We start from the raw sequence: 14,540 nt of genomic DNA, 5'->3' as shown, positions 1-14,540 counted from the left end.
AGACTCCAGCGGGAAAAGCGAGACTAGCGAGACCCCGGAGAACGTAACGTTAGTGGAGTTCGAGGAGGCTCGCAGGCCGCCCGCGGAAAGCGTAATATTTTCCCGTAGCGAGATTAGAAAATCATATCCTCTACGTCGCAGTTTCCTCCAACTACGCAGTAAATTCAATTATACATCTTGTTTATCCATTATTTGAATTAGAATTCCGTTTCAAGCAATCATTGATTTTCTTCTTCAACCAAATTACGGGCAGTTGGCATTATTTCAAGTCGCTCCACAGGAATGGGTTTCCCAGATTTCTCACTGTATCCATATGTGCCTTTCTCTATCCTCTCTAGTGCATCATTGATTTCCGTAAGTCTATCTTCACGTACCATATTTAAACCGGCATCTCTTTCTTGTTCGAATTGTTCAGTAGCCATATCTGCTGGGTGATTATCGTAGTCTGCCAGCTCACTAATTGTGTCGTTCGGACTATTACCTTCATTATCGCTTATTTTTGATTCGTTTTCTTTTTTCATTTCTAGTAATTTTTCTTTAAAATAATCTAGCTTTTCTGAATCTAAATGTTCACTCATAAATAAGTAACTCCTTTCCATTTTAGTATTTACTTAGAAATGATACCGATGGTGCAGCGTGAAATACATAGTAAATTTTGCTCTTCGTCCATTATCTTTATTTCCCATACCATGGTTGATTTACCGATATGGAGAGGTCTGGCTTCCGCTGTTACCAGACCTGATTTTTTACTTTTAATATGATTTGCATTAATTTCTATACCAAACACTTGTGACTTTTCTGTATCAATATGAGCAAATGCTCCAATACTAGCAGCAGTCTCAGCAAGTGCAGCATTTGCACCACCGTGTAAATAACCTGCCGGCTGGTGTGTTCTCTCATCTACGGGCATTGTCATTTTCACTAGGTTTTTATCCAGAGAAATTAGCTCCATACCCAACGCATCCATTAAAGTGCTTTTAAAGTGCATGTTTTTTTCTCCTCTTTTACAAGAATTTACTAATGAATAAAGATATCCCCAACAATAATCCATAAATGGTATTTGTCTTGCCAGTAGCAGCCATGGCAGGCATCATTTCTATCGGTTTTGTTTTGCCTTTATACTGTTGAATTACACTCCATGCTTTGAAAATAGCAAGAAAGCTAATGATGGACCAGACAGGCAGAATACCCTTGATAATTAGGATTCCAGTTAAAATAAAAGCTATTGCAAATAAACAGGCAAGAAATAGAATTGCTTTCTTCCTGCCTAATAGAATAGCAATTGTTTTTCTGCCATTTTCCTTGTCTCCATCAAGATCACGAATGTTATTTGCTAGTAAGATAGTACCTATAAAAATGGCGATAGGTACGGATACCCAAATAACGGAGGAGTTCATTGTCAGTGTTTGAATGTAATAACTTATTCCGATAATAACTGTCCCCATAAAAAAACCTGCAAAGAGTTCCCCAAATGGGGTGTAAGCTATCGGCAAAGGTCCACCTGTATATAAATAGCCGAAAAGCATGCAGATTAAACCAATAACGGCGATCCACCAACTTGAATGAATACATATGTAAATACCTAAGAGAATAGCAACCCCGAAAAAAAGAAAAGCTATGTTTAGCACTGTTTTTGGCTTAATGCCATCGCGCACAATGGTTCCACCGATACCGACTGAGTGTTCCGTATCAAGTCCTCTCGCATGGTCATAATACTCATTGAACATATTCGTTGCCGATTGAATTAAGATAGAGGCCAGAAGCATTGCCATAAAGATGGTAAAATGGAAAGCTCCGTCTGTGAAAGTCAGCATAGATCCAACAAATACCGGGATAAATGAAGCTGTTAATGTATGTGGCCTTAATAGTCGCCACCATATTTGAAAGCCACCTTTCTCATTCATTGCGCTTTTAATATCTGATTTTTGCATGTAGTTTCCTCCTGATTGGCTCAATATCATATCAATGATAGGCAAATTGACAAAGAGTGTCAATAATCGGGTTTGATTTCCTTGAGAATCCTTGCAAAAGGGAATAAAATAAGATGTGGAAGTCTGCCAGGAGGATAATGGAGGTTTATATACATGATAGAAATATTGGAAGAACAACTAGAAAAGATTATAGATGAAGCCATCCCTAATATAAATTCGGCGGATGATACTCAGTTAATTAGTATAACTAAACCAGTAAAGAACATAAATCCTCTTCATTTTTTTCATGCGGCAAGTTCTACGGGAAAAGATCGAGTCTTCTGGTCAAGCACGCAGGAAGATTTCTTCATAGCTGGAATTGGTAACACTGCGCAATTAAGAGTAGAAGGGCTACCTTCCCAAGAAGTTGAAAAAAAATGGAGAGCTATACTGGATAAGGCGATTATATATAACGACAATAAGGTTCCGGGGGCAGGAATTGTCGCATTAGGGGGGATATCTTTTGATCCTAAAAAAGAAAGAACTCCACTATGGGAGAATTTCAATGATAGTGAATTTACTGTTCCGGAATTTTTGTTGACTCAAAACAATGGAGCGAACTATTATACTGTAAACATTTTAGTGAGAAAGGGAGACATTGCTGAACAAGTTGCAAACGAAATTAGGGGCATGGAGGAAATCCTTTTTTCCGACACAACCCTTCCTTCGACGGATGTAGCTATCTTGAATAGATATGAAGTAGCACCTGAAAAATGGAAGGAATCAGTTGAACTTGCAACTAGGGAAATAGATAAAGGAAAAGCAAGTAAGATTGTGTTAGCAAGAGAGATTCGATTGAAATTGAACAAGTCGGTAAACATTGCTTCTGTATTGGAAAAACTGTTGCATACCCAGCCAAACAGTTATATTTTTGCTTTCGAGAAAGGGAAGGACTGTTTTGTAGGAGCGACCCCAGAACGGCTAGTAAGGCTTGATAAACGCAAGTTACTTTCTACCTGTTTGGCAGGTACAGCGCCAAGAGGTAAGAATAAAGAAGAAGACAGAGAGATTAGTAAAAGCTTGCTGCATGATGAGAAGAACCGACAAGAGCATGAATTTGTAGTTCAAATGATAAAGCAAGCAATCTCACATTATTGTAAAGATATAAATATTCCGGAAAAACCAGTCATTTATCCTTTAAAAAATTTGCAGCACCTCTATACCCCAGTTACTGCTACGTTATTAGGTGATTATAGTATTTTTGATATAATAGAACAACTGCATCCTACTCCTGCTTTAGGAGGTACACCGAGGGAAGAATCACTAGCGTTTATTAGGGAAAATGAACTACTTGACAGAGGCTGGTATGGAGCTCCTGTCGGTTGGCTGGACAGCAATGGAAGTGGAGAATTCGCTGTGGCTATACGTTCAGGATTAATTCAAGATGATGAAGCATCCTTGTTTGCCGGTTGTGGAGTAGTTAAAAATTCGGACCCAGAAAAAGAATATGAGGAAACAAATATTAAATTTTTACCGATGCTGTCTGTTTTAGGAGGATGAATATGGATCACACAGAAATACTGACACGGTACACGGCGAGCTTTATTGATGAACTAAGTAAGAATGGGGTTACCGATGCGGTTATTTCACCGGGTTCGCGATCAACCCCTCTTGCTTATTTGTTTGCAGAAAACGAGATGATTAAAGAATGGGTAATCCTTGATGAACGTTCAGCTGCTTTCTTCGCATTAGGTTTGGCTAAGAAAACAAAGCGACCAGTTGTTATTGTATGTACTTCAGGAACAGCCGCAGCTAATTACTTTCCAGCTATCGTGGAGGCATACTACAGTAGGGTCCCACTTGTTGTGCTTACTGCAGACAGGCCCCATGAGTTAAGGGATGTAGGCGCCCCGCAGGCTATTGAACAAATTAAGTTGTATGGTGATTATGTCAAGTGGTTTCATGAAATGGCATTACCAGAAGCGACTCCAAAAATGCTTCATTACGTGAGAAGTAAAGCAGCTAGAGCCAGCCATATTGCTAGCCAAGGAAATGCTGGGCCTGTTCATCTGAATTTTCCATTCCGTGAGCCGCTTTTGCCCGACCTATCCATCGATAATTTATGGGGAGATCAAAATACACAATCAACTGCCCCTTTGATGGAAGGAAGCAAGCTGATTGATGAAAATCAGGTAAGCCAGCTGTTAAAAAAGGTAAAGAGTAAAGCAAAAGGGTTGATTGTCTGTGGGCCGCAAACAGAAGATCGCTTGGCTGAAGCTATAACTGAACTAGCTGCCGCATGGAGGATCCCTGTTCTTGCAGATCCTTTATCACAGATACGGGCAGGAAATCATAACAAAGATATGGTTATTGAAGGTTATGATGCTTTTCTTAGAAATGAGAAAATCCGAGAACAATTGAGGCCTGATTATATCATTCGTTTTGGAGCCATGCCTGTTTCAAAGGCATATCTTTTTTATGTCCAACAACATACTGAAACATTCCAAATTGTAGTTGATAATAATATTGGATTTCGGGAACCAGCAGGAAATCAGACCGAATTCGTTTTTAGTGACCCAGTACAGTTTTGCCGGATTCTTAGTGAACAAGCAGATTACAGCTCGAACCCCGATGATCACTGGCTGAAGTTATGGTTAAATATGAACTGCATTGCAAAAAAACAATTAACAACAGGCTCTAACGGTAATATTACTGAAGGAGAAGCGGTAAGAGGCCTGTTAAACGTTATTCCAAATGAAAGTGCTTTGTATATTGGAAATAGTATGGCGGTAAGAGATTTAGATACTTTTTTTATGACGACTTCTAAGAAAGTTTCTGTGCTCGCTAATCGAGGTGCAAATGGGATTGATGGGATGGTTTCCAGCGCAGTCGGAGCAGCAGCTACAAACGGGCCAGTTACGTTAGTATTAGGTGATTTATCCTTTTACCACGATATGAATGGCTTGTTGGCAGCAAAACATTATAATCTAAATCTTACTATTTTATTAATAAATAACAATGGAGGAGGAATTTTTTCTTTTCTTCCGCAAGCAAGCGACAAAAAGCATTTTGAGGCTTTATTTGGGACACCTGTCGATATTGAATTTAAACAGGCAATCACCATGTATGGTGGCCAATATGAGCAACCAAAAACGGAAGAAGAGCTTAAAAAAGCGCTTGATAAGAGTTATCAGCATCAGGGTCTTTCGGTTGTCGAGATTCATACAGTACGTGAGGATAACGTGAAATGGCACCAGGAAAAGTGGGAAACCATTCAACAAGAAATTCTTAAGTCAGAGGATTGATTCTATTTGTACTATACAATTAAGAAGGATAAATATTGGTATGAAAAACATGGTGAATCAGGTCCCCATGTGGTTTTATTACACGGATTTACGGGTAGTTCAAAAACATGGGAACCTTTTATTACAGCATGGCAAGATCAGTTTCAGTTTATTACCATTGATTTACCTGGACATGGAAACACTAAGGTATCGAATGTTAAGACGATGAAAGAATGCTGTGATGATATAAAGACTCTTATAAAACATTTGAGAATTAATCAATTTCATTTGATAGGTTATTCCATGGGAGGTCGAACAGCTTTATCTTTTGTTATGTACTATCGGGAACTAGTTCAATCACTAGTCCTTGAATCTGCATCACCAGGACTGTCTACCACCGTGGAAAGAAAAGAACGAATGAAAAAAGATGAACTATTAGCAGCAAAGCTAATTAATGAAGGTATCGAATCATTTGTTGATTTCTGGGAAAATATCCCTCTATTTAATTCTCAAAAAGAACTGCCAATTAATATTAAGTCAGCTATTAGGGAGGAGCGCCTAGCGCAATCACCAAATGGATTAGCAAATTCACTTAGAGGTATGGGAACGGGTAAACAGCCCTCTTGGTGGGGAGAATTAACTAAGCTAGATTTACCTACTCTTTTGTTAGTTGGCGAATTGGATACAAAGTTCGTGCAATTGAATAAAAAAATGGCTGAACCCTTGCCCCACGCGCATTTTCAAATGATAAGAAAAACTGGTCATGCACTTCACGTGGAACAACCAGAGATTTTTGGTAAAATAGTAACTGAGTTCATTTTAGACAAGCATGATCAAAAATAATTCTTACATACTAAGGAGGATTACTTATGACCGTTACATGGGAAAAAGTAAAAAACTATAATGAAATTATTTATGAAAAACATGATGGAGTAGCAAAGGTAACGATTAACCGTCCTGAAAAGCGCAATGCTTTTACTCCGCTTACCGTTAACGAAATGATTGACGCATTTGCCGATGCAAGAGATGATTCTTCTATTGGTGTGATCATTCTCGCCGGGGAAGGCGAAAAGGCATTTTGTTCAGGTGGAGACCAATCTGTACGCGGACATGGCGGATATGTAGGGGACGACCAGGTTCCAAGATTAAATGTTCTTGACTTACAACGTCTAATTCGTACGATTCCAAAGCCTGTAATTGCTATGGTTTCCGGATATGCCATTGGCGGCGGACATGTTTTGCATGTTGTTTGTGATTTAACAATTGCAGCAGATAATGCGATTTTTGGGCAAACAGGTCCTAAGGTAGGTAGCTTTGATGCAGGATATGGTGCTGGATATTTGGCACGTATGGTTGGGCACAAACGTGCAAGAGAGATCTGGTATCTATGTCGTCAATATAATGCAGAAGAAGCATATGAAATGGGCATGGTAAATAAAGTTGTTCCACTCGATAAACTAGAAGAAGAAACACTTCAATGGTGTGAGGAAATTTTAGAAAAATCTCCAACTGCTTTACGTTTTCTCAAAGCTTCATTTAACGCAGACACAGATGGTTTAGCAGGTCTGCAGCAAATGGGTGGAGATGCAACACTCTTATACTATACAACAGACGAAGCAAAAGAAGGCAGAGATGCATTTAAGGAGAAAAGAAAACCGGATTTCAAGCAGTTCCCTCGTTTTCCGTGATTTAATGAAAGTAGAAAAAACCTTTGCTTAAAGCAAAGGTTTTTTCCATGGTAAGAAGTGTGAAATTTGAGCTTTACTAATTTTTTATGGACACCTACTTACTTGAGGGAGCTTGCGCTTTTCTAATTACTAAAATGATTAAGGAGTTTTTTATATGGAAGAGATCATCCCACATTGGTTAAACAAGCAGGCAAGTCTTGCACCTTCTCAAGTTGCTATCGAAGAACTCGATGGTTCTACTCTAACTTTTCTCCAACTGCAGAAGGAAAGTAGTACATATGCCAGAAAGCTCGCAAGCTGGGGGATAACAGAAGGAAGTCATGTTGGTATACTATCCACAAATTGCAAAGAGATGGTAATTGCTATTCACGCGTTAAGTTATTTAGGAGCAGTGGCCGTATTACTAAACACACGACTTACAATTGCAGAACTAAACTTTCAGCTGACAGACGCAGAGATATCATTCCTTTTAACAGAACAGGATAAATTTGATCAGGCAAAAGAATTGCAAGTAGAAAATTACAAAGCTTTTTCAGCTTTAACAGCATTTCCAGAAAGAAACATAGAATTAGTAAAAGAAATTAAGTTAAATAAAGTATTCACGATTATTTATACTTCTGGTACTACTGGTCATCCTAAGGGTGTTGTCCATACTTATGGTAATCACTGGTGGAGCGCTATTGGTTCTGCATTAAACTTAGGGATTAACCCAGCTGATAAATGGTTGGCTGCACTGCCCATTTTCCATGTAAGTGGTTTGTCTATTCTTATTCGTAGTGTCGTTTATGGAATGCCCGTTTTTCTGTTAAATAAATTTGACGCTGCCGCCGTTCATGATGCAATTATGAACAGAAATGTAACAATGGTCTCTGTTGTGACCATTATGCTTCAACAATTGCTAAACTTCCTCCAGGACGATACATATCCTAAATCATTTCGCTGTATGCTTTTAGGAGGCGGTCCAGCTCCTAAACCATTATTGCAACAAGCAAGGGACAGAAATATCCCGGTTTTTCAGTCTTTTGGAATGACGGAGACCGCCTCGCAAATTGTAACATTGAGTGCTAAAGATGCATTACAAAAAGTTGGTTCAGCAGGTAAACCCTTATTGCCTGCACAATTAAAAATCAATAATCCGAACGAGGAGAGTATAGGTGAAATTTATGTGAAAGGTCCTATGATTACAAAGGGCTACTATAAAAATAATTATGCTACTGAAAATGCTTTTATAGATGGTTGGCTTGCTACAGGGGACTTGGGATATCTAGATAGTGAAGACTTCTTGTATGTTGTGGACAGAAGAGCGGATTTGATTATTTCTGGAGGAGAAAATATTTATCCTTCTGAACTTGAAAGTGTACTCTCAGGTATGAAGCAAATTAAAGAAATTGCTGTCATAGGTATGAAAGATAGTACATGGGGAGAGGTTCCGGTTGCCTTTATCGTAACAGAAGATGAATTGCTAAATGCCGAGGAAGTATTAGCTTATGCAGAGAGTCACTTGGCTAAATATAAGTTGCCAAGGGAAATAATTTTTGTAAAGGAATTGCCAAGAAATGCATCAAATAAAATTGTTCGGAAAGATCTTTATTCTTATTTACCAGGAAAAGAAGAATAAATGAAAATGATTCTCAAAGTCATTGACTAAGTTGATAAAAGCAAATAGACTAGGAGTAGAGAATTTTTTCGAGTTTAGTTGATACATCAAGGGAGTGATTCCGTGCAAACATTATCAGCAACTGATCTAACACTTGGTTATGGTGACGATATCATTATAGATGACTTAGATATAACAATTCCTAAAGGGGAAATTACCGTGTTTATTGGCGGGAATGGTTGCGGGAAATCTACGCTATTACGTTCCCTTGCCCGACTCTTAAAACCGAAAGTTGGAGAGGTAGTATTGGATGGCGCTGATATTGCAAAAATGGGTACGAAGGAAGTTGCTAAAAAGTTAGCTATTCTTCCACAAAGTCCAATAACTCCAGAAGGACTGACGGTATATGAGCTTGTCAAACAAGGTAGACATCCTCACCGAGGTTTCCTTAAACAATGGTCGTCTGATGATGAGACTGCTGTTAATAATGCTTTAACCTCTACAAACATGATGCACTTGAAGGAAAGATCCGTTGATTCCTTGTCTGGTGGGCAACGTCAAAGGGCATGGATTGCCATGACATTAGCTCAGGAAACAGATATTATTTTGCTTGATGAACCTACAACGTATCTGGATATGACTCATCAGATTGAAGTACTTGATTTACTGTTTGATTTAAATGAAAAAGAAGGTCGTACAGTAGTTATGGTTCTTCATGATTTAAACCTTGCTTGTCGCTATGCACATCATATTGTTGCAATAAAAGATAAACAGATCTTCTCACAAGGGAAACCTGAAGAGATTATTACTTGTCATCTTGTGCATGAAGTATTTCAGATGATGTGTGACGTGACCTTTGATCCGCGATTCGGCACCCCGATGTGCATCCCTCATGGTAAAGGGCGTTGTTTAATTAAAAAACAAACAGCAACTGAATTAGCTTAGCACATAAATAAATTTTTCACCTTAGTAATAGCCGTTCATAATCCGAAATTCAAGCTATATTTCGAATTATAAGCGGCTTTTTTAGTTTCAGTGCCTATAATAGCATGGGACTTTTTACTTAAACTTGTCCGGTGGTTTGCTTGATGCAGATGTTTTTGATATTGAAACATCGGCCGCAATAAAAATGAAATTAGTCAGTCTTCCATACTTCAAGACGGTTGCGCTTTTCTTATCCTATACATGCTTTTCTATTTTTAAGCCAAATTAAGAGTAGGAGGTGTAGTATGGAGAAGAAAAAATACTATGTGAATGTAGGCTCAGGTGAAATTTCTCAAGTGAAGTATGATAATAATGAAGAATTTGTAATACATGCCACAGATGATGAAATTATTTTTTTACGTGAAAAATTTAACAACATGAATGATGCAGGGGTAAGGACTTTCTTTCGTGCGCATGTGCCAATTATGTCTTACCACAATGATCAATCGAATGATTCTTATGATGCGGGGTTACAAGAAGCTTATCAAATGTTATATCAACTGGGTGACGAACAAGCTAAGGCTCATATTAAAGAAATGGGAATTTTAGGAGATACGCATATGTAGGGTATATAAAGAATAAGATACGAGAAGTATCTTATTCTTTTTTTTCTAATTAAAATACGGTTTTTTGTAAATGGCACTCCCAGTGAATGATACGTTTAAGACAAATTTTACTAAGAGAGTGAACGTCACCATAGGTTGAGGAGTGCAGGTCGTAAAAAGGGGGTTAGAGTATTCACAAATGGTCTTTGGCACCCTAACCTCATTTCAGAAAAACTTTTATCGGGACAAGGTAATCTAAATCTCTTTTCTCTATAATTTTTAGGAGATTGCACTAGTATACAATGTTTATCAAGAAAGGAAATAAGGAATAAGGATTGTAGAGATACATACTCAATTTTAGGAGGTTTCTTCATGCTTAATAAGTTTAAAAGGCATTCCTTTTTGTATATTATAGCTGTGTTCATTCTTTTTTCATTCGTAAATAGCAATTATACTAATCCAGTAAATGCTAAGGAAGGCACTGATGTAAAGACAGAAAAAACACAAGTGGCGACAGAGGTAAGTTCCAAAGAAATAAGCCATCGTGAAATAACTGATATAACGTCCCGGTTTATGGAAATATTGATTCAAAAAGCGGATGACAATTATAAAGTTAAAAAATACCAGACGAAAACAGATTTACTCCATGCATTTGAGGAAGTGACGACAAACGACGTGGCTCAGCCGTATGTAGATTTTTATTATGAGGAGAAGAATGATGGCCTTTATATTCTCCCTACAGAGACACCGGCATGGTTTGTGCAAGAAAATGCTTATGATATAATACAAATGGAAGGTAATAAAGTTAAAGTAATTCAAGAAAATAATAGCCCGTTGCACGGTACGTATCATATTGAAATTGAATTTACTTTTCAAAAGGAGTGGAAAATAACCGATATCAAATACTCATAAGTGAGTGTTTGAATTGAAGGCAGTTGAATGAGTATGAATATTTTTAAAGATTATTATAACAACAAAGTAAAACTATCTTTTGAAGACCACCCGTTTACTTCACAGCCTAAGCATGTTTGGGTAATCTGTAAATATAAAGATCAATGGCTTTTAACCAAACATAAGGAAAGGGGATTGGAATTCCCTGGTGGGAAGGTAGAAATAGGGGAAACAGCTGAACAAGCTGCCAAAAGAGAAGTGATGGAGGAAACAGGTGGGATAATAGCCGAAATGGATTACATCGGTCAGTACTTTGTTTCTGGAAGAAGAGAAAATGTAATTAAAAATGTTTATTTTGCAGTCATTGATGAATTGTTTCCACAACCTACTTACTTTGAAACGGAAGGACCAGTGTTACTGGATTCCTTGCCAAATGACGTAAAACATAATCGATTGTACAGTTTTATCATGAAGGACGATGTATTAGTTCATTGTCTGAAAATCATTAAAAATCGCCTTTAGCAATAAGGCGATTTTTAATGATTATTCATTTTTATCCTGAGTGCTTAATTAGCCAACGTTCTAGCTTCTCTACTGCTTTATACATTATGGCGGCGAAAATGGCTATTAACACAAGAGCTGAAAGTACCAGCGAAAAGTCAAATACTTGGAAACCATATATAATTAAATAGCCTAATCCTTTTTTTGCTACTAGAAATTCACCTACAATGACCCCTACCCATGAAAGGCCCACATTAACTTTAAGTGTAGAAATCATCGCCGGAAGTGTTGCCGGAAAAATTGCCTCTTTAAAACATTGCCATCTCGTTGCACCAAAACTCTTTAATACTTTCTCATAATTGGGATCTACTTCATTAAATGCTGAGTAAACAACAAGGGTTGTGATAATAACAGAGATAATGGCTCCCATTGCAATAATTGATATATAACCTGTTCCTAAAGCAACGATTAGGATAGGCCCTAGAGCCACTTTTGGCATAGCATTCATAATAACCAGATAAGGATCCATTACCCTTGAAAATCGCTGGGATGACCAGAGTAAGGTAGCAAAAAGTACCCCAGCGAGAGTCCCGATTAGAAAGCCTACAATGGTCTCGAAAAGGGTAATCTGGACGTGGGACAGGATAGACCCATCGCCAAGCTTAGTGTAAAGAAGTTCAATAATAGAGGAGGGGGAACTAAATAGTAAGGGATCAATCCAGTAGAAGCTACTGGATACTTCCCATAAGGAGATGAATACAATTAGAATACTAAGCTGCCATATCCACACTATTCGTTTTTCTTTTTTTAATCTTTGCTGATATTGTTTAAATAAGTGGGCATCATTTTTAGGATTCATCTACTTTATGCACCCCCTTTGTTTGTACAGATTCCTTTTCATTTTTATTTAATTCTTCCCAGACTTTATCAAAGAGAAGCTGATATTTGGGATGTCTTCTTACTAAAAACGGGTCCTCATTTCTGAGTTCAAGAGGTACTTCGAATACTTTTTCAATTGTACCGGGATTAGCATTCATGACAAATATTCGGTCACTCATTGCTATTGCTTCCCCAATATCATGAGTGACAAGAACAGCTGTTTTTTGATACATTTTTAATAGCTTTGATACTAAATCTTCGAGTTTTAGTTTCGTCTGGTAATCTAATGCGGAGAAAGGTTCATCAAGCAAAAATATTTTCGGATCATTTATTAATGTACGAACTAAAGCTGCACGTTGACGCATACCTCCTGATAATGAAGCAGGGTATGCGTCAGCAACGTTGGGTAAACCAACTTCCTCCAGCATTTCCATTGCCTTATTTTTAACATCCTCTGTATTGTTGTTATAGATTTTTGGGCCTAGTAACACATTCTCCATAATCGTTTTCCAAGGAAATAGATAATCCTGTTGTAGCATATAGCCTATGGCCAGGGAAGACTCGTTTATTGGTTTTCCCTGCAATCGTATGGTACCGGTGGATTGCTTTATGATTCCAGCAATTATAGATAATATTGTTGATTTTCCACAACCACTTGGACCAAGCAAGGAAACAAACTCACCTTCTTTGATAGACAAACTGATATCATTTAAAGCCCTTGTATACCCCTTTTTTGTAAAATAAAGATGAGAAACATGTTCAAGATTAAGATAGGACATAAAATAATCTCTCCTTATTCCTTAATCACTTCTTCAGCAAACTTAGTATTTACAAGTTCATCATATGCGGCATCTACTGGTAATTCACCTGCTTCATCCATTATGTTTTTTAAGTTGTTCCACTCTTTTTCATCAAGTATAGGGTCAGTTGCGAACGAACCTTGACTTTTATAGCGATCAATGGAGGAGGTGAGCATTTCTAAATCTGTATCTTCAAAATATGGTTGAATCACACTGGCAATAGCTTCTGCGCTATTATTTTCTACCCACTGCTGAGCCTTGTAGACAGCTCTTGTAAAAGACTCAACTGCCTTCTCATTATTCTTCATAAAGCTTTGTTTTGTCATATATACCGTGTATGGCACATGACCAGATTCTTCTCCAAAGGAGGCAATAATATGGCCCTTACCTTCTTTTTCAAAGGTACTTGCAGTTGGCTCAAAAAGTTGAACATACTCTGCGTCCCCGGAAACAAACGCGCCTGGAATATTGGCAAAATCAATATTTTGTTTAAGATTTAAATCATGATGTGGATCAATGCCGTGTTTCTTAAGAACAAATTCCCCAACCATTTGTGGCATTCCACCTTTTCGTTGTCCCAGAAATGTGCTGTCCTTTAAATCCTCCCATTGAAAATCAGGTTTCGGCTCCTTCGCTACGAGGAAAGTGCCGTCTGTTTGTGTTAATTGAGCAAAATTAATCGCATAATCTTTAGAGTTTTGTCCATAAACATATATCGATGTTTCAGAACCAACCAATGCAACATCAGCACCATCAGATAAGAGGGCGGTCATTGTTTTGTCACCACCCCACGTAGTTTGTAGCTCTACGTCTAAACCTTCTTCTTTAAAAAATCCCTTTTCTATGGCTACATACTGAGGAGCGTAGAAGAGTGAGCGTGTAACTTCAGCTATTTTTATAGATGTAGTCTTTTGAGAACTGCAGGCAGATAGTATAAGTACAGATACAGCTGAACATATTAAAAGAAGTTTTATATTTTTCATATTTTCAGTTCCTTTCCAATTGGTATGTCACAATAGATTATGCTTTTTATAAATAATGTGTGAACGCCCAATTAAATAAAACCTTAAACAGAAAGGGTAAACTTCTATGGTAGTTCTTATTACGTAGTTGGAGGAAAATGCGCAGTAGTGTAAGAACAATTAATAGCATAGCCGAGGTAATGCCGGAGAACAAATTAATCGGTAGGAGATCAAGATAATCCGCCGGAGAGCAAATTAATCAGCAGCAGAGCAAGACTATCCGCCGGAGAATAAATTAATCGGCAGCAGAGCAAGACTATCCGCCGGAGAACAAATTAATCGGCAGCAGAGCGAGATAATCCGCCGGAAAACAAATTAATCGGCAGGAGATCAAGATAATCCGCCGGAGAGCAAATTAATCAGCGGTAGAGCGAAAATTTAGGCACTAGCTATATTGGAACTGTTCCGAAACGAGCGTTTACAAACACACAAGTTACGT

The 14,540-nt window shown here is 37.9% G+C and carries 15 protein-coding genes; 9 read left to right on the top strand and 6 right to left on the bottom strand.

Annotated features, from left to right (window positions below; genetic code table 11):
- Positions 1 to 218: 218 nt before the first annotated feature.
- The 3 genes from BME96_RS12295 to BME96_RS12285 are packed head-to-tail and all read right to left on the bottom strand — an operon-like array spanning position 219 to position 1,931.
- Positions 219 to 578: a TraR/DksA C4-type zinc finger protein gene (locus BME96_RS12295; RefSeq protein WP_019379013.1), complete on the bottom strand. Its 360-nt coding sequence runs from the start codon at positions 576 to 578 to the stop codon at positions 219 to 221.
- Between the two features lie 29 nt (positions 579 to 607).
- Positions 608 to 988 (bottom strand): hotdog fold thioesterase, encoded by a 381-nt coding sequence (locus BME96_RS12290; RefSeq protein WP_071649182.1) that lies wholly within the window; start codon positions 986 to 988, stop codon positions 608 to 610.
- Between the two features lie 16 nt (positions 989 to 1,004).
- Entirely contained in the window at positions 1,005 to 1,931 is a 927-nt protein-coding gene (locus tag BME96_RS12285) for a 1,4-dihydroxy-2-naphthoate polyprenyltransferase (protein ID WP_071649181.1), read from the bottom strand.
- Between the two features lie 153 nt (positions 1,932 to 2,084).
- Between BME96_RS12285 and BME96_RS12280 the strand changes: the two genes are divergently transcribed.
- From BME96_RS12280 to ytkD, 9 genes are all read left to right on the top strand, one after another.
- Entirely contained in the window at positions 2,085 to 3,470 is a 1,386-nt protein-coding gene (locus BME96_RS12280; RefSeq protein ID WP_071649180.1) for an isochorismate synthase, read from the top strand.
- A 2-nt stretch (positions 3,471 to 3,472) separates the two neighbouring features.
- Positions 3,473 to 5,215 carry a 2-succinyl-5-enolpyruvyl-6-hydroxy-3-cyclohexene-1-carboxylic-acid synthase gene (gene menD, locus BME96_RS12275; protein WP_071649179.1) on the top strand — a complete coding sequence of 581 codons (1,743 nt, stop codon included), beginning with the start codon at positions 3,473 to 3,475 and terminating at the stop codon, positions 5,213 to 5,215.
- Between the two features lie 6 nt (positions 5,216 to 5,221).
- Positions 5,222 to 6,037, top strand: coding sequence for a 2-succinyl-6-hydroxy-2,4-cyclohexadiene-1-carboxylate synthase (gene menH / locus BME96_RS12270; RefSeq protein WP_077358364.1), 816 nt, complete (start codon positions 5,222 to 5,224; stop codon positions 6,035 to 6,037).
- A 26-nt stretch (positions 6,038 to 6,063) separates the two neighbouring features.
- Positions 6,064 to 6,882, top strand: a complete 819-nt coding sequence (gene menB, locus BME96_RS12265) for a 1,4-dihydroxy-2-naphthoyl-CoA synthase (protein ID WP_019379019.1) — start codon at positions 6,064 to 6,066, stop codon at positions 6,880 to 6,882.
- A 154-nt stretch (positions 6,883 to 7,036) separates the two neighbouring features.
- Positions 7,037 to 8,500, top strand: coding sequence for an o-succinylbenzoate--CoA ligase (locus BME96_RS12260; RefSeq protein WP_060681797.1), 1,464 nt, complete (start codon positions 7,037 to 7,039; stop codon positions 8,498 to 8,500).
- 102 nt (positions 8,501 to 8,602) lie between these two features.
- Positions 8,603 to 9,424: an ABC transporter ATP-binding protein gene (locus BME96_RS12255; protein WP_060681798.1), complete on the top strand. Its 822-nt coding sequence runs from the start codon at positions 8,603 to 8,605 to the stop codon at positions 9,422 to 9,424.
- Positions 9,425 to 9,708: 284 nt separating this feature from the next.
- Positions 9,709 to 10,029 carry a hydrolase gene (locus BME96_RS12250; RefSeq protein WP_071649178.1) on the top strand — a complete coding sequence of 107 codons (321 nt, stop codon included), beginning with the start codon at positions 9,709 to 9,711 and terminating at the stop codon, positions 10,027 to 10,029.
- Positions 10,030 to 10,380: 351 nt separating this feature from the next.
- Positions 10,381 to 10,920 (top strand): hypothetical protein, encoded by a 540-nt coding sequence (locus BME96_RS12245; RefSeq protein ID WP_071649177.1) that lies wholly within the window; start codon positions 10,381 to 10,383, stop codon positions 10,918 to 10,920.
- A 33-nt stretch (positions 10,921 to 10,953) separates the two neighbouring features.
- Entirely contained in the window at positions 10,954 to 11,421 is a 468-nt protein-coding gene (gene ytkD / locus BME96_RS12240) for an RNA deprotection pyrophosphohydrolase (RefSeq protein ID WP_060681804.1), read from the top strand.
- 31 nt (positions 11,422 to 11,452) lie between these two features.
- On the opposite strand, the gene BME96_RS12235 is transcribed toward ytkD, so the two are convergent.
- Genes BME96_RS12235 through BME96_RS12225 form a run of 3 tightly spaced genes read right to left on the bottom strand, consistent with a single transcriptional unit; the run spans position 11,453 to position 14,062 of the window.
- The gene (locus BME96_RS12235; protein ID WP_071649176.1) at positions 11,453 to 12,259 is read right to left on the bottom strand and encodes an ABC transporter permease; all 807 of its coding nucleotides are present in this window, start codon (positions 12,257 to 12,259) and stop codon (positions 11,453 to 11,455) included.
- On the bottom strand, positions 12,249 to 13,058 hold the full coding sequence (locus tag BME96_RS12230; RefSeq protein ID WP_071649175.1) for an ABC transporter ATP-binding protein: 810 nt from the start codon (positions 13,056 to 13,058) through the stop codon (positions 12,249 to 12,251). Before BME96_RS12230 ends, BME96_RS12235 begins: the two co-directional genes overlap by 11 nt.
- A gap of 14 nt (positions 13,059 to 13,072) precedes the next feature.
- On the bottom strand, positions 13,073 to 14,062 hold the full coding sequence (locus BME96_RS12225) for an ABC transporter substrate-binding protein (RefSeq protein WP_019379027.1): 990 nt from the start codon (positions 14,060 to 14,062) through the stop codon (positions 13,073 to 13,075).
- Between the last annotated feature and the right edge of the window lie 478 nt (positions 14,063 to 14,540).

This window comes from Virgibacillus halodenitrificans, assembly GCF_001878675.1.
GTDB classification, from domain to species: domain Bacteria; phylum Bacillota; class Bacilli; order Bacillales; family Amphibacillaceae; genus Virgibacillus_Q; species Virgibacillus_Q halodenitrificans.
Note: the sequence above shows the minus strand (reverse complement) of the source record. Positions and strands in the feature narration are given on the sequence as shown.